The organism is Phyllobacterium endophyticum (genome assembly GCF_003010935.1).
Classification (GTDB): domain Bacteria; phylum Pseudomonadota; class Alphaproteobacteria; order Rhizobiales; family Rhizobiaceae; genus Phyllobacterium; species Phyllobacterium endophyticum.
In genome coordinates, this window is record NZ_PGGN01000001.1 from 795,740 (window position 1) to 817,473 (window position 21,734).

The window sequence follows — 21,734 nt, forward strand, 5'->3', positions numbered from 1 at the left end:
GCGTTTCCTGCTAACGTTTGTTCCAACCGCCGTACGAACGATTGCCATTCCGGTTGTCGTTGTCTCTTCCGCGGTCCTTGCCATGTCGATGGCGGCCCTTGTCGTCATCATGATCCTTGCCATGATAGCTATGGTCTTTGCCGTGGTGCTTGCCGTGGTGGTGCGGCTTGCCGTGTTTGTCAGGCTTGTCAGGCTTACTAGGCTTGTCAGGCTTGTCAGGTCGATTCGGCTTGCTCGGCGGCTCAGGCTTGGACGGCGGATCCGGTACGTTGGGATTGCCGGGAGCGTCTGGCCGATTGGGCGCCGGCGGATCGGGGCGGTTTGGAGCGGGAGGGTTATTGGGCGCTGGAGGACTGGGTGCCGGCCTGCTCGCAGGCGGGTTCGTGTTATCGGAACGCTCCGCCGCAGCGGCCATGGAAAGTCCGCAACCTGTACCTGTGATCCCCAAACCGCCCGTAAGTGCTTGGGTGCCCGAAAGGAAAGGCAGGGCTTTCTGGGTGCCCAATGTCTTGAATATGGTGCGGTCGACGCGGCGGGTTTGGGTGATTTGGCCGTTCGGCTTTGCAACGACACAATCGCAGCGGCGCTTCAGTTCCTGGCACCCGCCCGCACCGCAGAACCTCGCCGCTCCGCTCAATAGCACGACTGCCGTCGTTCCATCAGGCCCCACGAAGAAGTCGAATGCGGTTCCACGCACGCCGATCGTGCCGGCAGGCGTCAAAATCTGGTAGGCGGAAGATTTCGAGTTACCGCTGATCCACCGGAATGTGCCTTTGGCAGCTTTTATCGTAAGTTTCTTGACCGAGTCCGTGTCGTCGTAGACGAACTTGTCGATCGTGACCGACGAGCCCCAGCCCACCGCGAGCTTGGTGCCGTCGCGGAACAGGAACTGGCCGAGACCAGATATGGAAGTCTTAATTTTTTCGTTGCGGTGGACCGGAGCATCCACGCGCAGCGGTCCTCCCGCGCCAGTGACTTCGGTCTTGATAAGGACGGCCTCGCCGACTTGCTCCGCGGCCCTCGTGGGCAGCGGGCTAAAAAGCGTCACACTGAGCGCCGCGATAGCGACACCACGAAAGTACGACATTTGCCCCTCCTGAAGGGACAAACGATAACATGCTGCGGGGACGGGTGTCCCTCATCCCTATTGGTTAGGACATCTGGGTGTCAAAAAAGACTTTGATGACGGGATGCGGTGGCACCGCGGCCACGAGTGCACGCATCCGTAGCCGTCACGATGACGAGCCGACATGATCCGCACCCGGTAGTGCTGACTGAATGAGTTGTTTTGCTGGATCAAATGGTTATTTCCCGGTGGACTAGATTACCTCGCGGAAGGTACCCACCTCTTTGCCATCTACATGCAGAATAACAGAACCGTTTATCGCCTTGTGAGAGAGACGGGCTGCTTCTGAAGCTGCCACAAGCAACTGTGTAAGCAGATGAACAGGCGGTTGTACATCGGCCACCTTGATCAGCGGCACGGCATCTCGTGTGCCGTGTGGCCAGGAATCGACCTCCTTGCCTTCAATGATGTAGCGCATTTTCGCACTCCCAAAACTCACCTACCCCCAGCATCGCACTTTCGTTCTCGTGCCGCAAAATACTCATCCGGATATGAGGTTCATCCCTTTGGACGACCCAGTTCACTAAAGCCCCAAAATAATGCGCGATCTCTCGCACCTCGGGTATCGCGAGACGGGAAATTTTAGTCGGGACCTCAGACTTTTCGATGGATATGGCCGCGAAGGCAGCAAACTGTTGATCGTGACTGCAGTTGAATGCTAGCGCTGGTGCATGAAGATCGTTGTTTTCACACCGGCACTGAAACAGTCTGCCATTGGCCGCTCAACAGCGCTTGTCACAAAGGCGCTGGTCGCCAAAGGACATGAGGTCACCGTCGTCCGCGTCGAGATGGAGAAATTCCTCGCGCTCCCGGCGCATGACTTCGGCGCACCGCTGATTGCATGGAACAACAAGTTGCAGGTTGAAGCGGCACTTGCGGATTCGCTCGCTGTTTATCAGATCGGCAATCACTACCCATATCATGAGGGTTGCCTTGAGTGGCTGCCGGAAAATCCGGGCATTGTTTGCCTGCACGATTATTACCTGGGCAATCTGTTTCACTCGTGGGCAGAATCGCAGGTTCCTGAAGCACAAAGGCTCCTGCGAAGCTGGTATGGCGACGCTGCGGCCCTCTCGTTCTTCGGATACAAGGATATAGAATCCTTCATCGAGGGGACGCGCCGGACATCGCCGATGACGGAGTGGATATGCGCGATGGCAAGTGGAGTAATTGCGCATAGTGCGTGGGACATCAGCAGGGTGTTGCGGTCGTGTGCCGGACCTGTCTCGACGGTCGCACTGGCATATGACCGGGGCGATGCACGCGAAGCCCGTCCGCCCCACAACGAAAAGTTCGTCATACTGACTGTCGGAAACATCACCGAGAACAAACGCTCCCATTCGATGATCAAGGCGATTGGTTCGTCCAATCTGCGGAAATGCATCATATATCGCATGGTGGGTTCAGTTACGGACACGATCCGAGACCGTCTCGAGACGCAGGCGGTGCAAGAAGGCGTCGAAATAGAGTTGTTGGGCCATGTGGACGACGACGAATTGGCGGCACACCTGCAAGATGCAGACGTGGTAAGTTGCCTACGCTGGCCGGTTCTGGAAAGCGCATCAGCGACGGCCATCGAGGCACTGCTGCATGGCAAACCAACTATAGTCACTGATGCCGGCTTTTATCTGGAGTTACCCGACGAGTGTGTGATCAAGGTGGACCCGAACAAGGAGGTGGACGGCATACGCTCCGCCCTCGAAACGCTCCACGACTCTGAAGCGCACAGGCTTCAGATCGGCAGTGCCGCCCGGCAATATGCAGAAACAATGTTTTCGGCTGAAAAATACGCAAACAGAGTGATCGGGATGGCGGATGCCGCCAACGAAGCCAAAAAGATAATCCTGAAGACTTGTGAGGCAGTCGGCGCGCGCCGGCGAGCAGGCGCACTATCGTGAACTAATACTCGGCTTGCCTTGGACGTTCGCTACTTGTGTATGATGAGATGGCGCACCCGACAGGATTCGAACCTGTGACCTCTGCCTTCGGAGGGCAGCACTCTATCCAGCTGAGCTACGGGTGCCTGAAAGACGCGTTGATCGTTCATGCGCAAAGCGTTTCTAACCGATGCCGGGCAAGGCTTCAATGGCGAATGTGGGTTGTGTGCAAGGAAGCTGTGCGGATTCCGAAGGCAGAGGTCACAGGTCCGAATCCCGTCATGCGCCTGATGTGTGCCGACGTCGCTGTTGCTGACCTGCAAACACCATACGCAAACGCTATGCTAAACACCGCATTTCGAGTGCGGTGCTTTCAACCTGAGATAAAGACCTTGCCAGGCTCAACCCAGCGTCCCGTGAAACTCAGGAATCTGTAAAAGGAGCGGCATGGCGTCATTTACGCGGCAAGAACTATACGAGTTGGTATGGTCCAAGCCCATCATTCGAGAAGGGAATTGGGGATAAGCATCGGCTCGAGATGGACTCGGGTTTGCCTCTGGCAACACCGCCCATCAAACTGGACGGACAGTCACGGGGCAGATCAGGCGTAAAGCCTTCCGGCTCTGAAGACAATTCGTTAATGGGGTCAACTACAACACCTTTCCTTTGGATCGTGTTCCGGTGGTGGCTAAGCCAATCCCGAGGCAAACGGCGGCAAGACCAATGATGATGTTAAATGTAAACGGCTCGTCGAGGATTAGCATTCCGACAAGCGATGCCGCGATGGGATTGACTGTAATGGATATTGCGACGCGCGTGGGGGTTGTATGCGCCAGCGCGAAGGTCCAAAGGAAAAAGGTAATCGCGGCTCCGAACAGGCCGAGAAAGATGATCGCCGACCAGTAGGGCAAACTCAATAGCGGGACCGGTTCGAAACTATCCCTCAATAGTGATATTGTAATTAGAATAACCGCGCCCACTCCCATTCCCATGGAGACGAACGTTATAGGACTAGCGCGAGCGATGAACGGGCGCGACCACACATTGTAGAACGCCATGCACATGGCGGCAGCAACCATCAGTAGATCGCCGCGCCAAGCATTGGCCGGTGCACTGGAGATATCCGTCAGCAGCGCCGCCGCCACTCCGAGCGTTGCCACGAGCACGCCAGTAAACTTGCGCGTTGTGAGTCTTTCAATGCCCAGCAGTGCCGCAGTGAGCATCGTTAGCAACGGCAATGTGGATAGTGCCAAGGCACCTCGGGCTGACGTGGTATAGATAAGCGATGCATTGAACAGGACTGGGAAGAGTCCGAAGAACAGAGCGCCCAGCGCCGCGACGCCAGCCCAGTCAATACGGCGCGGCCATCGTCCACCACTTAACAGGGATACAGGCAGGAGAAAAAGGAAGCCGATACCGAAGCGGAAAGCGCCTAGTGCGAGCGGATCGATGGAATCGACAACGTAGCGAGTTGCGGCCACCGATGTTCCCCCGAGCACGCTTGATAGCAACGCCGCTGCAATACCCAATATCTCGCCCATGACACCTCCGGTGAACAGCTTGCGGCCATGCTATCGCTAAGCTATTAATCAAGAAATGGAATTAATGTTATGAAGTTGATTGTGATTTGCGATGAGCTTCCCGGTCCTCAATCTTGATTTGCTGCAAGCTTTTGTGGCTGTAGCCGATTGCCGTTCCTTCACGCGAGCGGCTTCGACGCTTAACCGCACTCAATCGGCGATTAGTATGCAAGTGAAACGGCTGGAGAGGCAGGCAGGCGCCGAGCTGCTTTTCCGGAGCACCGCTCAGGTCGGTCTCACGCCTGCAGGTGAGAGACTTTTGCACTACGCGCGCCGCATGCTCGTTCTCAATCAAGAGGCTTTGGGCAGTCTGCGTGAGCACAAACTTGAAGGGCGCGTGCGGCTAGGCATCATGGATGATTACGGCATGACTGTCATGCCACCTTTGATTGCCGCCTTCACCAAAATTTATCCGAATATTCATATCGAGATGGAAACCGGTTTGACCGCTCATATGCTGACTCGGCTCGGGCGATCGTTCGATCTCGTCATCGCAATGCATCCAGCCGGTGAAGGAGAAGGGGAGTTGCTTCGTCGTGAACAGGCGATCTGGGTCAGCGGTGAAATGGATCGCGCCGAGCACATGAATCCCCTGCCCATCGCGCTTTCTCCAGAAGGTTGCCTTTTCCGCAAATGGGCGATGGATGCGCTCGACGCGGCCAACCGACCGTGGCGCATCGCGTTCGTCAGCCACAGCCTAGCCGCAGTCGAGGCAATTGTGCTGCAAGGTCTGGCAGTGACGGTCGTAAAGTCCAGCACCTGTCCACAGCGCCTGCGTATCCTCTCAGAAGCTGATGGCATGCCTGCATTGCCGCCAGCTGACATCAGATTACATCGGGCTCTGGTCCTGCCGCGGCCGGCCATATTACTGGCCGAGCATCTGACAGCTGCTTTGAAGATAGGACTAATGACATAGTCCGGTCTTCCATTTTTCTAGCCAGAGACAAAATTCGGAGAGCACTCAGGAATGCTAAGTTGATTATCATTGGCGCAAAGTCGGCAGGTCGATTGTCGAGCGGCCCTGGTTCGGGATAAGACAGGCTCAGCTATAGAAAGGGATAGAGAGTGGCGAATTCGTGCCGCTTCTAAGAAAATGTGCGTCTCGGCAGCGGAAAATCCTTTGGGAGCAATAGGAACAAACTATTTATTATCAATGGTTTATAGGATTCGGAGGGCAGCACTCTATCCAGCTGAGCTACGGGTGCCTGAAAGACGCGTTGATCGTTCATGCGCGAAGCGTTTCTAACCGATGCCGGGCAAGGCTTCAATGGCGAATGTGGGTTGAGCAACAGGAACTTCGCCGCCCAACGGATAGGAATGCTCACGATTGGATCGAAATATTGTGATGGGCAGCGCTCGATGCAGGGCCGGCAGGACGTAACGTTTCGATTTCAGTCAACTTGGTTTCGTGCAAATGTAGCGCAGCAACAGGAGAATGAACATGAAGTTGAACCGACGCCATGTGCTGATGCTTTCCGGAGCCGCCGCCGTAACCACGCTGTTCTCGCCAGCTATCAAAGCTCGCGCGGCGGCGCCCTTCAAGCAGCCTGACCTGCCATACGCCGAAGACTCGCTGGCGCCGGCGATTTCAGCAAGGACCGTCGGCCTTCATTATGGCAAGCACCATGCGGGTTACTTCAAGAAGCTCAATACTCTGGTTGAAAAGACACCCTATGCGGACCTCTCGCTTGAAGAGGTGATAATTCGCGCCAACAAGGATGGAGACACCGCAATTTTCAACAATGCCGCACAGGCGTGGAACCATAATCTCTACTGGCAGCAGTTCAAGGGTGGTCCCGCGGCGCCAAAGGGTGAATTCCTGCAAGCTATTGAAAGCAGTTTCGGCGGATTCGAGGAATTAAAGAAGAAAATGACCGCCGAGGGCGACAATGTCTTTGGCACAGGATGGGTATGGCTCGTCAAGGACGGCGACAAGCTCTCGATCGCGGGCATGCAAGACGCCGGTGATCCGCTGGCGGACGGCAAGAAGGCGCTGGTCGGCATCGATGTCTGGGAACACGCCTATTATCTCGACTATGAGAATCGTAGACCGAAACACGTAACTGCGGTTCTCAGCAAGCTCGTTAACTGGGAATTTGCCGGCGAACAGTTTCAGGAATGACATCAACTGATTGCATGCCGCCGGCGAAGCTGGCCGTGCTTGAAATCAGGTGTTTGAAGTTTTCGATAGGTCCCGGCTGACCGAGATAGAAGCCCTGGCCTGCCGCGCATGATTCCCCGGCGAGAAACTCGAGCTCGTCAGGGGTCTCGATACCCTCCGCCAGAACCGGCAGCCCGAGGCCGCGTCCGAGCCCCAGCACCGCCTTGACGATGGCTGCTCCCTGCGCGTTCTTGTCAACGGATTTAATGAAGGACCGGTCGATCTTGATCATGTCGAAGGGGAATGCACGAACGTTGGACAACGATGAGTACCCGGTGCCGAAATCGTCCATGGCAATACGCACGCCAAGGGATTTCAAGTGGCGCAGCGCGGCGAGTGCCCGGTTCGTATCCTTGATCAGGGATGTCTCGGTGATCTCCAGTTCCAGGCGGTACGGTGCAAGACCAGTCCGCAGCAGAACGCTGTGCACCTTTTGCGGGAAATCATGACTGTAGAGCTGTATGGCCGAGACATTCACAGCCACCGATAGCGGCTTCTCCCAGCTGGCTGCTTCCTGGCAGGCCACGAACAGTGCCCACTCACCCAATTGGAGGATGATCCCGCTTTCTTCGGCAATCGGAATGAAACTCGTTGGCGGAATTTCGCCCAGGCGTGCATTGTGCCAGCGCATCAGTGCTTCGAAGCCGGTAACCTCACCTGTATCGATCTGCATTTGCGGCTGGTAAACCATTTTCAATTCGTTGCGCATCAATGCCTGGCGCAGTTCCTGTTCGATCAGCCGGCGGCTCTTGGCCTCGACGCCCATTGAAGCTTCGAAAAAGCGGAAAGTGTTCCGGCCTTCGGCCTTCGCACGATATAATGCCTGATCGGCGTGGTTGAGCAGCGTTTCGCGGTCATTGCCATCGATGGGAAAGATCGCAATACCGATACTGGTCGACACCATCCAGCCGGCTCGGGAATTCCGGTTCTCGGAATGAAGCGCATCAAGAATTTGTTCCGCTAGCCGGCTCGCTGCACTCGGCGTGACGATCCCCGGCACGATGATGGCAAATTCGTCGCCGCCGAGCCGTGCAAGCATCTCGTTCTGCCCCAATAGCTGGCTGATAGTCCTTGCCACGCTTTGCAGAATCTCATCACCGGCCGCATGCCCGAACAGATCATTGGCCTCCTTGAAGCGATCGAGATCAAGACAAAAGAGGGCAACGTAATTTCCGTTATTGATGTCAGCTGCCGCAACCTGTTGATCGAGCCTCGTGTTGAAACTTCGCCTGTTGGGCAGACCTGTCAGAGCATCGTGATGGGCAAGATAGCTGATATGCGCCTCAGCTTCCTTGCGTGAACGAAGATCGCGTACCGCAATGGCGCGATGCTGTGTTTCGCCAAAATCGACGGCCCGGGCGATTAGCTCCACCGAAATCGAGACTCCGCTGGCGGCGATGAGTTCGGCTTCAAAGGACTCGTTCTGATCGCCCCGCAACTTCGAACCGAGGACTGCATCGGTCAAGAATGTGCCGAGCGGCAAACCCACGAGCGATCGACTGCTCATGCCTATCAATTCGGCGAAGCTATCGTTTGCCGTGACGATGGTTTCACCGTCGCAGATGACGAGACCTTCGACAGCCGCATTAACTAGCTTGCGCATGCGCTCCATCTCGCGGGCACGCCGCCGGCCACGTATGTCGATGCCGATGCCGGTCAGGCTGGTAGAGAGGATGACGACGCTACCCATTGCGATGGCGAGGGCAAGCGGCCCGGACGCGATTGTACCGGCTGGCACGACAATAGTTGAATCGGGAGTGATCGAAGCTGCGCCCATGGCGATGAAGTGATGAGCGCAGATGGCAAGAGTGAGGAGAGCAGTTGCCAACAGGCGGTTTGCCATACTGCCTTTTATGAGCGCCACCCGTACCGCGCACGCGGCGAAGAGAATTCCAGCCAATACGGCAGTGACCACAAGAGCCGGGTCCCACGCCATATGGCCTTCGACTTCGAAGGCAGCCATGCCGGTGAAATGCATTGCCGCAATTCCCGCACCGATCGTGGCGCCGCCGGCAAGATCCGCATTCGCGCGTTCATTGACGATGGCGAAATAGGTTCCCAGCCCGGTCATGGCAATCGCAATGATCAGCGACAGTGACGTGAGGACAATGTTGTATCCATGCGGGAGGCCCGGAGAGAACGCGAGCATGGCGATGAAATGTGTGGCCCAAATGCCAAACCCGCAAGCCAGCGCTGCAACGCCGATCCAGAACCGCTTGTGCAAGGCACGCCGCGCGTGACGCAGAAGATTGACGGCTGAGAATGAAGCGAGGGTGCAGACCGCTGCAGCAAGAAGGACAAGCCGGAAGTCGTGCTCATTAACGATACAATTGTATACGCTTAGCATTCTGCTTCTCTTGGCCCCCGCTTGATGGAGAAGCTATGTCGTGATCAGTTAAGGCCGGCTTAAAACACTACTAACTTGGGTGGTAGTCGGGTGAAGCTGGCAAGAATGAAGTAAACAAACAAGAAACGCAGGATATTATTACGAGAATCTGGCACAAATATACATTGCGCCCGACAGATGTGCGACCGGCTCCATGTAGTATGGAGCTTTTAAAAAGCTGCCCCCGATGCCCGGCACCGGGAACAGCTGTATGCGCAGCAGTGCCTACTCGATATCGAACGAAACGCCTTGGGCGAGTGGAAGCGCCGACGAGTAATTCACCGTGTTCGTGGCCCGGCGCATATAGGCTTTCCAAGCATCGGAACCGGACTCGCGCCCGCCGCCGGTCTCCTTCTCCCCTCCGAAGGCGCCACCGATTTCAGCACCGGATGTGCCGATGTTGACATTGGCAATGCCGCAGTCTGACCCGTCCGGGCTGAGGAAGCGCTCCGCCTCCTGAAGATTGAGGGTGAAGATGGACGACGAAAGACCCGCTCCAACGGCGTTGTGATCAACGATTGCCTCGTCGAAATCGTCGTATTTCATCACGTAGAGAATGGGAGCGAAAGTTTCTTTGGTTACCGGACCGTCCTGCTTGGGCATTTCAACCAGCGCGGGACGGACATAGTAGGCGTTATCGTGGCCTGTATCGACTCGCTTGCCGCCGGTCACGATGCCGCCAGTCTCCACCGCCTCGCTCAGGGCTTTTTGCATGTTCTCATAGGCAGCTTTGTCGATGAGCGGACCAACCAGTGCCGACGTATCCAGCGGGCTGCCGACAGAAACGCTCTCGTAGGCTTTTTTAAGCCGCGGGACGAGCGTGTCATAGACGCTTTCGTGGACGAAGAGCCTGCGCAGGCTGGTACAACGTTGGCCGGCCGTTCCCATCGCGCCGAAAGCGATGGCACGCACGGCCATGTCGAGATCGGCCGAAGGGCAGACGATCCCGGCATTGTTTCCGCCAAGCTCGAGAATGGATCGAGCGAAGCGCCTGGCAAGACGTGGTCCGACTTCACGGCCCATGCGTGTCGAGCCCGTGGCCGAAACCAGCGCTACCTTGGGATGATCGACCAGCGCTTCGCCGACGGTGCGGTCACCCATTATGACTTGCGCAAGACCCGCGGGCACATCGCCAAACCGCTTAGCGGCGCGCTCGAAGATGGCGAGGCAGGCCAAGGCAGTCAACGGCGTCTTTTCCGAGGGCTTCCAGACAACTGAATTGCCACACACGAGAGCAAGTGCTGCATTCCACGACCAGACGGCAACGGGAAAATTGAAGGCGGAGATGACACCCACGACGCCGAGAGGATGCCACGTTTCCATCATGCGGTGTCCCGGGCGCTCGGTCGCAATTGTCAGGCCGTAGAGCTGGCGCGACAAGCCTACGGCGAAATCGCAGATATCTATCATTTCCTGCACTTCGCCGAGGCCCTCGGAAGGGATCTTGCCGGCTTCGATCGAAACAAGGCGGCCGAGTTCGCTCTTTAGCGCGCGCAACTCTTCACCGAAGAGGCGTACGAGCTCACCGCGCTTCGGAGCGGGAACCAGCCGCCACTCGCGGAAAGCGGCTTGGGACAGCTCGATCGCCTTGCCCGTTTCATCAGCAGAATGGACGACGATGTCGGCAACCTTCTCGCCGCTGACAGGGCTGAAAGACGGCATGGTGCCGCCCGTATACGCTGACTCGGCAACACCGAGCCTGGCGAGGAGTATTCGAACTTCTTGAGCAATGGTCATCTTGCCGTTCCTTGTTGTCTATGCGCCAATTGGCTTGCAGCGCTTTTATCAAACGCCCCGAAATTTTGATATATCCAGGCTTAGCTTGCGAGAGCCACAGGTTTGAAATGTCTCAGGCATGCATCGATAGATGCCCGTTCGAGGCTCTCATAATGTGCGAATTCGTCGAGAACAGCCGCGCCAAGCTGGCTTTCGAATTCCTGCTGGCTAGGGCTTGCAGTGAAGTTCTGCTTCGTATCATCGCCAAGATTGGACTGGAAAATCCCGGCGGCGCTTACAGGTAAAAAATCCTCATAGACGATAGGATCGAACCGAACGGCTCCCATTGCCACCAGCGCCGCGATATTGGAGGCCTCGCGGGAAGATAAGCTGTTTTGCGGAAAGCACTCGGCTACCGAATAACGGAAATATCCAAGTCCTTGTTCGCGTATGCTGTTCCAATCGTCCGGAAAGGCTTCGAACACGCGAGCGAGTTCAGAAAGGTAGTCATCAGCGTTCGACCCATCGGCCGCGGGGCGTACCACCTCGCGCGATTTGGCGAGAAGCTGGTCGTAGAGTGCCCTTCCTTTGGGTGTCAACGCAATGCCACGATGCTCGATCTCGCCGAAGCGGGCGGTGTGTGAGCCGGATTCCCATTGACCTTCAGCGTTGTGGAACGACACGTCTTCTTCCAGCGCCTTGAAAGAGGTCTGCCGCAGGAGGATTGGACAGGCGCGCGCCGGAGGACCTTCGATGACTGCCTTAGGTGAGATTCCGTGTGCTGGCATCAACTCCTGAACGGCATCAATATCGAGCGTGCGGGGCGTCAGATGATTGATGTGCGGCCCTTTGAATGACACGACGTCCGCGACAAGGCGGTGAGCGTCGTGAAGGCGGTTATAAAGTTCTCCGCTGACGCTGGCCCGGTCATGCCAACGGAACGTCTCGAGGACCTCGCGCACGAACTGCGTCGCCTCGTCCGCATCCAGGCCACCGTCGGCCTCGGCTTTCTCGATGAGAGAGATCGCATTTCCGGAAAATATCTGCCGCCTCTCCAACGTCCTGCGGGCTTCTTCGCGCAGAGTGGCGTCCGAGATGAGATCCAGCCGCAATAACGACGTGAACACGCGAAATGGATTGACCTTCAACGCCGCATCGCTGACCGGGCGAAACGCCGTGGAATGCACCGGCACGCCAGCCTCGCTTAGATCGTAGTATCCAACCGGATACATGCCCATGATTGCGAAGGCCCGGCGCAACATCGAGAGTTCGGCAGCTGTTCCCACGCGAATGGCGCCATGGCGCTCTTCCGAGATCCGATCGAGCGTATCGGTTTGTTCCAGCCTATGCCTCAGCTCGGGAGATGCGGCGAGTGTCTGGGCATTGACTTTGGCAACCAGTGACAAAAGCGTGCCATAGGCGGGAACTTCGGTCCGGTACATCGAAGACATGGCTGATGAGAAAGATGCCCGAATGGCATCTGCTGAGACAAAATTAGTCAATTTCACAATGATCGTTCCGCTATGTTGGTGAGACCGCGAATTTCATCGCCGTCATGCTCAATCTGGATTATACATACGATGTGGACCCGCGTATTGCGATGAATCAAACTGGGTTGATGCGAGACAAGAATGAAGTTGAGCCGTCGACTGATCCCGGACATTGATATTCTTCAAACATTCGAGTGCGCGGCACGGCACGGGAGTTTCACGCAGGCGGCAAAGGAACTAAACCTGACCCAAAGTGCCGTGAGCCGGCAGATGAGCGAGCTCGAAGGTCAGATCGGCGTACTGTTATTCGAGCGCATCCGCCAGCGGGTTGTCCTTTCAGACGCCGGGCAAAAGTTCCTTCCGGAAGTGCGGCGCCTGCTGGGCCTTACCGAGGAGACGATGTTGCGCGCCATGGCAGCTTCGCAATCGGCATCTTCCCTGAGCATCGCCACCCTTCCGACCTTTGGCAGCCGCTGGCTAATGCCAAGATTGCCGGACTTTCTGCGCCGTCATCCCGAAATGGCGGTGAGTGTTGCGTCCCGATCCGAACCGTTTGATTTTGAGGAAGAACCCTTCGATCTTGCCATTCATTATGGACAGCCTGTCTGGGCGCATGCCACCTGTACCTATCTGTGCAGCGAGTTGATCGTGCCGGTTGGCGGTCCGGAACTTCGCGCGGCCAATCCAATCAAGACACCGTCCGATTTGGCACGCTCTGGACCGCTGCTCCACTTATCCGCCCGGCCGAAAGCCTGGGCCTCCTGGTTCGAAACGGTGCAGGCAGAGATCGCCAGTCCATATAAAGGGCACCGGTTCGAACATTTCTCAATGGTGATAGAGGCTGCCCTTGCCGGCCTTGGCTTCGCGTTGCTGCCTCGTTACCTGATCGAGCAGGAGCTTGCATCGGAACGTTTGCTCGTGCTCTTCGACCAGCCGCTCCGGACGGAAAACAGCTATTATCTTGTGGTTCCGGACCACAAGAAGGAAAATGCACTGGCTCAAAACTTCTTCGCCTGGATTGCGGAGCAGGTCAAAGACCGGCAAATGGCGCCGCCGATCATTCGTTGAGTGCATCATGTATTCAACAAATTTCATTTCCGTTGTCGGCATCGCATCCTATAACAGCATGATGATGCGCCGGTTTTCCGGACTGTCTCACGGGGATTCCGATGCTGAATGACGAACGTTCCCACGGTTTGTGGGCAAAGACCGCGCCGGCTGCGCCGGCGACGGAAAGGCTGCGGGGGGATATCTCGGTGGATGTGGCGGTCATCGGAGCTGGTTTCACCGGCCTGTCTGCCGCTCTCCATCTGGCCGAAGCGGGGACAAAGGTTGCCGTTATCGATGCGGTAGAAATCGGGTACGGCGGTTCAGGCAGGAATGTCGGACTTGTCAACGCGGGCATGTGGGTAATGCCCAACGATCTGCCCGGCGTATTGGGTCAAACGCATGGCGAACGCCTTCTGGAGCTCTTGGGCAACGCCCCACAATCGGTTTTCGACCTCGTAGACAAATACGAGATCGATTGCGAACTAGAGAGAAAAGGTACACTGCACTGCGCAGTTGGCCAGGACGGATTGGAGCAGCTTGAACAGCGGGCCGAACAATGGCTCGCTCGCGGTGCTGCAGTCCGCTTGCTGGATGCCAGTGAAACTGCTGCCAAGGTCGGCTCCAATGCCTATGTTGCGGCGCTATTGGATAACCGGGCAGGAACAATCCAGCCCTTGGGCTATGTGCGAGGGCTGGCGAAGGCCGCCCTAGGTGCTGGCGCCGCGATCTATACGCAATCGCCGGTCGCGGCCACGGAACGCTCAGGCGATCGCTGGAGGCTACGTACGCAGTCCGGCACCGTCTCAGCCGACTGGGTCGTGGTCGCAACCAACGCCTATACGACATCTCCTTGGCCTGAGTTGCGGACGGAGCTCCTGCACCTGCCCTATTTCAATTTCGCGACCGCCCCATTGCCGGAAAACGTCCGGAAAACAATTCTTCCTGAAAGGCAGGGCGGTTGGGACACGAAGGAGATCCTCAGCTCGTTTCGCATGGACCGGGCAGGGCGATTGATCTTCGGAAGCGTCGGCGCATTGCGCGGCACGGGCATGGCCATACACAAGGCTTGGGCCGCAAGGTCCATTCGCAAGCTTTTCCCGCAGATAAAGAATGTGACGTTCGAAGCCGGTTGGTACGGCTCGATCGGGATGACAAGTGACAGTCTGCCGCGATTCCACACGCTGGCGCCAAACATCATCAGTTTCAGCGGATATAATGGCCGGGGTATCGCGCCGGGCACGGTGTTTGGCCGCATTCTCGCGGAGCATATTGCCGGCAAGGTCAGAGAAGCGGATTTGCCCCTACCGGTGACCCGGCCCAAGGAGCAAGGCTTGCGGACCATTCGGGAAGGCTATTACGAAGTCGGTGCCCAACTCGCACATCTCGTCGGCAGCAGATTTTAGGCAGATAACGTTATCGCCTGTTGTGACGTTCGTTCAAGAGCACGATGACCCATCCTCCGGCAGCGAGTGCAAGAGGGAGAATAACAAATGCAAAGAGCTGGATGGCCGCAAAAAGCCAAATGACTGTTCCGATCAGAAAAATTGAGGATGAAACCACTGTACCCGAAATGGTGTAGATGGCTGCTGCACCCGGAGCGAAAACGCCGACCGTAACGCAAGAGGTCGACGCCCGGTCAATCGAGTTAGCGATCAATTTTGTACGCTCGTTGTAAATAACCGTCATGCTCGCCGCTTACCTGCCTGGGACAATTTTGTTCTAACGATCTTTGGCATCATCGATGAGGATGGAGCACCCCGACGATAGACTAAGGCGGCGCGCAATATGGTTCACGCCACCTCTCGTGCGCTTGCCATTCTGCCCGTCCCATCATATCTCTTAGCCCATGGACAGCAAGAAGCCGATGCGGCACACAAGGCCCAGCGTCTCCGCCAGTATTCTCGCCGCGGTCAGGAACCGCAAGAAGCGCCCGGTCGGCGCAGCGAACCCGATGCGCAGCGATCTGCTGATTTCGTCCTATAACGTTCATAAATGCGTTGGAATTGACAAGAAGTTCGATCCGGACCGCGTTGCTCATGTCATCGGAGAAATAGGCGCCGATATCATCGCAATCCAGGAGGCCGACAAGCGATTCGGAGAGAGGACAGGCCTACTCGACCTTGTCCGGTTGCATCGCGAGAACAGCCTTGTTCCGGTTCCGGTGACCTCTCTCTATCCCAAGGGTCATGGCTGGCACGGCAATCTGCTACTGTTCCGCGAAGGCGTCGTCCGCCGGGTTCAACAGCTTGGGCTACCCGGCCTAGAGCCACGCGGAGCTCTGGTGGTGGATATAGACCTCGAAGCTGGGCCCCTGCGCATCATCGCTGCGCATCTTGGTTTGCTCAGGCATTCCCGCCAGCAGCAGTCCGAAGCGATTCTGAACGCGGTCAACGCCGATCTCGGACGGCCAACCTTGCTGCTAGGCGACTTGAACGAGTGGCGCGTTGGCAAGGGATCATCGCTGCATTTCTTGCGGCCGGTCTTCGATCCTGCAAAAAATGCCGTGCCGAGCTTCCCTTCCCGGTTTCCCGTGCTGGCGCTCGATCGCGTATTGGGTCATCCACACAGCCTCGTTGCGGCTATCGAGGTGCACGACACGCCCCTCGCTCGCGTCGCGTCCGATCACCTTCCGATCAAGGCACATATCGATCTCAAATCAGCTATTGCCGAGACAGAAGTGATCAAAGATAGGGCGAGCCTAGCCAGATAATCCGGTCGAGCAGGCGCACCCAGAACGAGCGCGCCCGAAGGCTTTGCAGGAGGACGGGCTTCGCCGAGGCCAACGCCTTTTGGATGAGGCCGTCGACCTCGGATGCGAACGCCGCGTCCATAACTTCAAGATCAACCTCGAAGTTCAAGCGCAATGATCGTGGATCAAGGTTGGACGATCCGACATAGGCCCACTGCCCATCAACCACGAGCAACTTGGAATGATTGAAGTTTCCGCTGGCGCGCCAGATGCGGCAATGACCTTTCAGGATCTGGTCGAACTGCGCCGTCATGGCGCGATCTACAAGTTTGAGATTGTTGATTGCGGGAACGACAATATCGACCTCCACCCCCCGGCGTGCAGCAGTGACGAGTGCACTGATAAGCTCGCGGTCCGGGAGGAAATAGGGTGACATGATCCTTATGCGCGTCTGAGCGATCGAAAATGCCCCCATGAGCATTCGGTGATTGGCTTCAACACTGCGATCCGGGCCGGATGGCACTGCGCGGATAAACACGGGTTCGCCCGCATGTTTCGCGGGCGGAGCGATGTGCCATGGCTCCCCCGTCAGTTTCTCACCCGTGGTAAAACGCCAATCTTCAGACGCGATGTGGAGAAGGTCGGTGACAATTGGTCCCGTCAGACGAAAATGCGTATCGCGAGCGTTGTCTTCGCCAGCTATCTCGGCCGAGAAGCCCGCGCGGATGTTCATGCCGCCGGTAAATGCCACCCGGCCGTCAATGATCATGATCTTGCGGTGCGTGCGCAAATTCGCATAGGGCAGACGCAGGCCCATGATGATATTGCCATTGAAAACGTCGACCTTTACCCCGTGTTTATCGAGATAGCCGACGATACTTGGAATGGAGTATCGGGCGCCGACAGCGTCGATCAGCACCCTGACTTCGACGCCGCGTTTCACCGCCTTGATCAATGCGTCGGCGAGGCGAAGCCCGATCTTGTCGCGGTCGAAAATATATGTTTCGACGAGGATACTTCGCTCGGATCGCTCGATTTCAGCCAGCATCGCGCGATAGGCCTCATCGCCGCTCTGCAGGATGTCAATGTCGTTAGCGGTGGTCAGACGACAACGGCTGACACGATCGCCAAGCGTCTTCATTGCAACGAAACGCTTCTCGAACAAGGCATGCACGTTTTGCTGGGTCGCATCGAAGCGCATGAAGTGATCCTGGCCAATCTCATGCAAGAATTCGCGTTGCGATGAGATCGCGGATCGCCTGATACGATTGATCCCGGCAACCGCGTAAATGACCGCTCCGATCACAGGCGAGAGGATAATCACGCCCACCCAGCCAATAGCTGCGCGTACTTCCTCTTTGGTCATGGTGGCGTGGACTGCCGCCGGCACGCCGAGGACAACCGACAGGACAAAAAAGATCTGCGGCCAATAGGTAAAGAGGTAATCAGCCATTGCGGCGTTTCATGTCAGGACGCTGAATCCCGGCGAGAACGCCATTCTGCCAGCGAAACCGGCTGGTCGGGGATACGGATCTCAAAACTTGTTCCTGCTCCATCGCCGCTGCGCAATTCAATAGTTCCTCCGTGTGCCCGTACAAGTTCGTGGACGATAGCGAGGCCAAGGCCGGTGCCGCCCGAACGCGCAGATCCCTTGAAGGCAGTAAACAGGTTCTCGCGTGCCTTGAGCGGCAATCCGGGGCCGGTATCGTCAATGCCTATGATAGAGGTCGTACCGATCTGGCCGGCAGTGATGGTCAATCGCTTGACCACGGCTGGGCCGCTACGTGTATCGGCTGTCATAGCCTGAACGGAATTCCGGCAAAGATTGGAAATAATCCGGAAAAACTGGTCTGGATCGACATCGATCTCGAAATCCGCCGGTACAAGATTCCTGAATTCTATCCCTGATTTCGTATCGAGACTGAGCATCTCCTCCACATCGCTTATGATGGTGCGTAATTTCACACGCCGTCTCTGCGGCGGCGCTTCCTGCGTCCCCCCGTAGGCTAGAACGGTCTGCGAATAATTTATGGCGCGATCGATGGTGCGTACCAGCTTCGGCACGAATCGCTGGATTGCCGGGTCGCTGGTGTTGGCCAAATGATCCGATATCAACTGTGCCGATGCAAGGATGTTACGCATGTCGTGGTTGATCTTCGAAACCGCGAGACCGAGATCGGCAAGGTGTTTCTGCTCCGATAAAGTCCTCTGCAACTGGTGTTGCATGCCGGCGAGCTCCCGCTGGGCAATGCCAAGTTCGTCTTCGCGATTTTCCGGCTTGATGATGCGCTGCGGGTCGTCAGGCCCCTTCGCGAAAGCAAGCATGTTGTCGCTCATACGCTGTATTGGCCGGATCAGCAGACGACTGATCGTCAGGAATACGAGGCCTGCGGTAATAACCGATATGAACAGCGAGATAAGCGCGACATTGCGGGCGTAACGCAGCATCGCATTGCGCAAGGGCGCGTCGGAGGTCAGGAGCTCGATGACTTTTCCGGTGTCGCCGACGGGTCCGTAAACGCGGATAACTCGAGCCCCGCCATTGATCAACGTGTCGAACGCATCCCGGATAGCCGTAACAGGATCGGTGACGGTGATATCGATGTGTTTGTCCACCTTGGACGGCATCTCAGATACCGCGAGGAGCCGCGAGGCGCCTTTCTCGCGCAAGACGATCGCCTTCGTTCCAGTCGCAAGAAGCACGTCATTCTGCACAGATTGTGGAATGTCCTCGCCATCGCTGGCAGCAAGAACCACACTCGCGGCAGCGACAGTGTTGAGCCGGTCGGACAACCACCGAATGCGCATATCGGCTATGATGGGAACGAAGATCATGACTTCGGCCAAGAGGCCGAACAGCAGCGTGAGCCGCAACAGCTTTCCAGAAAGGCGTTTTAGCACGGGCAGACGCCGTCCTGCGTGCAACCGCACACTACCATTCTCCTGCCTGTGCTGGGTTGCCGTCATGTATGCTCCATAGGCTTCCGATGTAGGTCAGATGCTTGTCCGGCACAATAAATCAGTTGCGCGGGTTTGCCTATTTTTCAATTGCGTCAATCAATTGACTTATCGGCATCCTGCCTCTATAAGCCGCGCACGTCCGGGCTGACCGCCCCCGCGACGGATTCATTGGTGCATTTATGTGCCAACGGCGGTCCTGATATGCTCCTGTCAAAGAACAGACCACAAGAAGGGCCGCACACCGCGGTATTTAACGAATGAAGCGTACTTATCAGCCATCCAAGCTTGTCCGCGCACGTCGCCACGGGTTTCGCGCCCGCATGGCAACGGCAGGTGGTCGCAAGGTTATCGCGGCGCGTCGCGCCCGCGGTCGCAAGCGGTTGTCGGCATAAGGCAGTCCGCGCAGATTTGCGCGGTTGGCCAGAGTTGGCACTATAGAATGAATGAGCAAAAACCACTCCGCCTTCGCAAGAGAGCGGAGTTTTTGGCTGTTCGGAACGGAGAAAAGCGCCGCGGCGTCTATTTTCTGATCGAAGTCAAAGAGCGGGACGACCAGGCTGGGCCCCCGCGCGTAGGTTTCACGGTTACCAAAAAGAACGGGAACGCTGTTGTCCGCAATCGCATCAAGCGACGCCTCAGAGAGGCTGTGCGCGTCAATGTTGCTAATGACATGCAAGCTGGAACCGATTATGTGATCGTTGCTCGCCGCGATGCGCTGAACGCGCCGTTCGCTGACCTGACACGGGAACTCTCCAAACGGGTTTCCAGGAAAATATTGACCCGGCGTTCGACGAAGCCTTAGCAGGTACGGCGAAACCGACCCAAGGACCGACAATGGAAACCAACCGTAATTTCTTCATCACCATTGCCTTGTCCATTGTGATTCTGACGCTTTGGCAAGTGTTCTACATGAACCCCAAGATCGAAGCTCAGCGCGAACAGGCCCAGATCGAGGCCACGCGGCAAGGACAAACCCGTGTTGACGGGCAGGCGAGCGCGCCAGCAGGCACTGCCACCAATGGCAATGCAACGAATAATTTTCCGTCGTCGACCCCAGCTAATCCTGATGCCAATGTTCCAGGCCAGTCGCAAGATGCTGCAAAGGCGGGTAGCCTGACGCGCGCAGCCGCACTTGGTCAGACGCAGCGCATCAGGATCGACACACCCAGCCTTGGCGGCTCCATCAGTTTGACCGGTGCGCGGCTCGATGATCTGCAACTGAAGCACTATCACGAGACCGTCGACGACAATTCGCCAAACATCGAGCTGCTGAGCCCGGCGCAGATGATTGATGGCCAGTTCGTGGAAGTCGGGTTTACGGGAAATGACCTGACGGGGACAGTTCCAGGCCCGACCACCGTCTGGACCCGCGAGGGTAACAATGATCTGACGTCGTCCACACCGGTTACGCTGTCCTACACCAATGAAAAGGGGCTGGTCTTCAAGCGGACGATCAGTGTCGACGAGAACTACATGTTCACGGTGAAGGACGCTGTTACCAACACGACTGCAGCACCCGTTTCGCTGGCGTCCTACGGGCGTGTGACGCGCTTCTCGAAGCCTCTGCATCCAAGCACCTACGTGCTGCACGAGGGACCGATAGCCGTGGTCAACGATAAACTGATCGAATACAAGTTTGCAGCGATTGAAGAAGAACGGGAAGTAGCGCCGGAGCGGTCGACCACTGGCGGATGGGTTGGAATTACCGATAAATATTGGGCTGCTGCGCTCGTTCCAGCACAAGCAACGCCGTTCAAGATACGCTTTTCATATTTCGAGGATGGACGTCCGCGCTATCAAAGCGACTATCTGTCTGATCCGGCGACGATCCAGCCTGGTCAGACAGTATCTACCGACAACCTTATCTTCGCAGGCGCGAAAGAGGTCGGCAAGATCAACGCCTATATGAATGACCTGCATATTCCGCTCTTCAAGAATCTGATCGACTGGGGATGGTTCTATTTCATCACCGAGCCGATGTTTTATCTTATCGACTGGCTCTACAAGGCTATCGGAAACTTCGGCGTTGCCATTCTGGCGGTGACCGTCATCCTGAAAGCCTTCTTCTTCCCGCTTGCCAACAAATCCTATGCATCGATGGCACGTATGAAGCTGGTTCAGCCGAAAATGACCGAGATTCGCGAAAAGTACGCGGATGACAAGGTGAAACAGCAGCAAGCCATGATGGAACTGTACAAGACGGAGAAGATCAACCCGATCGCCGGCTGCTGGCCTGTCCTGATCCAGATTCCGGTTTTCTTTGCGCTGTACAAGGTACTCTACGTCACCATTGAAATGCGCCACGCGCCGTTCTTTGGCTGGATTCAGGATCTGGCTGCTCCCGATCCGACATCGATATTCAATCTGTTCGGGCTCATTCCATGGACTGTTCCGGCATTCCTGATGATCGGCGTATGGCCGTTGATCATGGGCGTCACGATGTTCCTGCAGATGCGCATGAACCCGACGCCGCCCGATCCGACCCAGCAGATGATCTTCAACTGGATGCCGCTGATTTTTACGTTCATGCTGTCGAGCTTTCCGGCGGGTCTGGTGATCTACTGGGCGTGGAACAATACGCTCTCGATCATCCAGCAAGGCATCATCATGAAGCGCCAAGGCGTCAAGGTTGAGCTGTGGGACAATCTTGCAGGGCTGTTCCGCAAGAAACCCAAACCGGCTGAATAGCCGGGACTTG

18 protein-coding genes and 1 tRNA gene are annotated in these 21,734 nt (G+C 56.7%); 9 read left to right on the plus strand and 10 right to left on the minus strand.

Annotated elements, in window-relative coordinates; all coding sequences use genetic code 11:
* Positions 1-10 precede the first annotated feature (10 nt).
* Entirely contained in the window at positions 11-1,087 is a 1,077-nt protein-coding gene (locus CU100_RS03750) for a FecR family protein (protein WP_106715187.1), read from the minus strand.
* A gap of 232 nt (positions 1,088-1,319) precedes the next feature.
* Positions 1,320-1,544, minus strand: coding sequence for a hypothetical protein (locus CU100_RS03755; protein ID WP_106715188.1), 225 nt, complete (start codon positions 1,542-1,544; stop codon positions 1,320-1,322).
* Positions 1,545-1,797: 253 nt separating this feature from the next.
* On the opposite strand from CU100_RS03755, the gene CU100_RS03760 reads away from it, so the two are divergent.
* Entirely contained in the window at positions 1,798-3,024 is a 1,227-nt protein-coding gene (locus CU100_RS03760) for a glycosyltransferase family 4 protein (RefSeq protein ID WP_106715189.1), read from the plus strand.
* Positions 3,025-3,072: 48 nt separating this feature from the next.
* On the opposite strand, the gene CU100_RS03765 is transcribed toward CU100_RS03760, so the two are convergent.
* Both CU100_RS03765 and CU100_RS03770 read right to left on the minus strand, forming a co-directional pair.
* Positions 3,073-3,149 (minus strand) — tRNA-Arg (locus tag CU100_RS03765).
* 504 nt (positions 3,150-3,653) lie between these two features.
* Positions 3,654-4,544, minus strand: a complete 891-nt coding sequence (locus CU100_RS03770; protein WP_106715190.1) for a DMT family transporter — start codon at positions 4,542-4,544, stop codon at positions 3,654-3,656.
* Positions 4,545-4,635: 91 nt separating this feature from the next.
* Here CU100_RS03770 and CU100_RS03775 point away from each other — a divergent pair, with 91 nt between their 5' ends.
* Positions 4,636-5,499: a LysR family transcriptional regulator gene (locus CU100_RS03775; RefSeq protein ID WP_106715191.1), complete on the plus strand. Its 864-nt coding sequence runs from the start codon at positions 4,636-4,638 to the stop codon at positions 5,497-5,499.
* Between the two features lie 525 nt (positions 5,500-6,024).
* The gene (locus CU100_RS03780) at positions 6,025-6,705 is read left to right on the plus strand and encodes a superoxide dismutase (protein ID WP_106715192.1); all 681 of its coding nucleotides are present in this window, start codon (positions 6,025-6,027) and stop codon (positions 6,703-6,705) included.
* On the opposite strand, the gene CU100_RS03785 is transcribed toward CU100_RS03780, so the two are convergent.
* The 3 genes from CU100_RS03785 to hglS form a co-directional block, all read right to left on the minus strand.
* Complete coding sequence (locus CU100_RS03785; protein WP_106715193.1) at positions 6,668-9,091, minus strand: bifunctional diguanylate cyclase/phosphodiesterase; 2,424 nt, start codon at positions 9,089-9,091, stop codon at positions 6,668-6,670. The two genes, CU100_RS03780 and CU100_RS03785, sit on opposite strands and share 38 nt — an antisense overlap.
* Positions 9,092-9,355: 264 nt before the next feature.
* Positions 9,356-10,867, minus strand: coding sequence for an L-piperidine-6-carboxylate dehydrogenase (amaB, locus tag CU100_RS03790; RefSeq protein ID WP_106715194.1), 1,512 nt, complete (start codon positions 10,865-10,867; stop codon positions 9,356-9,358).
* An 80-nt stretch (positions 10,868-10,947) separates the two neighbouring features.
* The gene (hglS, locus tag CU100_RS03795; RefSeq protein ID WP_106715195.1) at positions 10,948-12,354 is read right to left on the minus strand and encodes a 2-oxoadipate dioxygenase/decarboxylase HglS; all 1,407 of its coding nucleotides are present in this window, start codon (positions 12,352-12,354) and stop codon (positions 10,948-10,950) included.
* Positions 12,355-12,477: 123 nt separating this feature from the next.
* Between hglS and CU100_RS03800 the strand changes: the two genes are divergently transcribed.
* Together CU100_RS03800 and CU100_RS03805 are read left to right on the plus strand one after the other, a co-directional pair.
* Positions 12,478-13,404, plus strand: a complete 927-nt coding sequence (locus CU100_RS03800) for a LysR family transcriptional regulator (protein WP_106715196.1) — start codon at positions 12,478-12,480, stop codon at positions 13,402-13,404.
* A gap of 101 nt (positions 13,405-13,505) precedes the next feature.
* Positions 13,506-14,789 (plus strand): NAD(P)/FAD-dependent oxidoreductase, encoded by a 1,284-nt coding sequence (locus tag CU100_RS03805; protein WP_106715197.1) that lies wholly within the window; start codon positions 13,506-13,508, stop codon positions 14,787-14,789.
* A 10-nt stretch (positions 14,790-14,799) separates the two neighbouring features.
* Here CU100_RS03805 and CU100_RS03810 read toward each other — a convergent pair whose 3' ends face one another.
* On the minus strand, positions 14,800-15,072 hold the full coding sequence (locus CU100_RS03810) for a hypothetical protein (protein WP_106715198.1): 273 nt from the start codon (positions 15,070-15,072) through the stop codon (positions 14,800-14,802).
* A gap of 178 nt (positions 15,073-15,250) precedes the next feature.
* On the opposite strand from CU100_RS03810, the gene CU100_RS03815 reads away from it, so the two are divergent.
* Positions 15,251-16,096, plus strand: coding sequence for an endonuclease/exonuclease/phosphatase family protein (locus CU100_RS03815; protein ID WP_106715199.1), 846 nt, complete (start codon positions 15,251-15,253; stop codon positions 16,094-16,096).
* Here CU100_RS03815 and CU100_RS03820 read toward each other — a convergent pair.
* Positions 16,068-17,528, minus strand: a complete 1,461-nt coding sequence (locus tag CU100_RS03820) for a phospholipase D-like domain-containing protein (RefSeq protein ID WP_106715200.1) — start codon at positions 17,526-17,528, stop codon at positions 16,068-16,070. The genes CU100_RS03815 and CU100_RS03820 overlap by 29 nt on opposite strands.
* 14 nt (positions 17,529-17,542) lie before the next feature.
* The gene (locus tag CU100_RS03825; protein WP_106715201.1) at positions 17,543-19,042 is read right to left on the minus strand and encodes a sensor histidine kinase; all 1,500 of its coding nucleotides are present in this window, start codon (positions 19,040-19,042) and stop codon (positions 17,543-17,545) included.
* Between the two features lie 251 nt (positions 19,043-19,293).
* On the opposite strand from CU100_RS03825, the gene rpmH reads away from it, so the two are divergent.
* Genes rpmH through yidC form a run of 3 tightly spaced genes read left to right on the plus strand, consistent with a single transcriptional unit; the run spans position 19,294 to position 21,724 of the window.
* Positions 19,294-19,428 carry a 50S ribosomal protein L34 gene (rpmH, locus tag CU100_RS03830; protein WP_040853797.1) on the plus strand — a complete coding sequence of 45 codons (135 nt, stop codon included), beginning with the start codon at positions 19,294-19,296 and terminating at the stop codon, positions 19,426-19,428.
* A 47-nt stretch (positions 19,429-19,475) separates the two neighbouring features.
* Entirely contained in the window at positions 19,476-19,838 is a 363-nt protein-coding gene (gene rnpA, locus CU100_RS03835; protein WP_106715202.1) for a ribonuclease P protein component, read from the plus strand.
* A 32-nt stretch (positions 19,839-19,870) separates the two neighbouring features.
* Positions 19,871-21,724, plus strand: coding sequence for a membrane protein insertase YidC (gene yidC / locus CU100_RS03840; protein ID WP_106715203.1), 1,854 nt, complete (start codon positions 19,871-19,873; stop codon positions 21,722-21,724).
* Positions 21,725-21,734 lie beyond the last annotated feature (10 nt).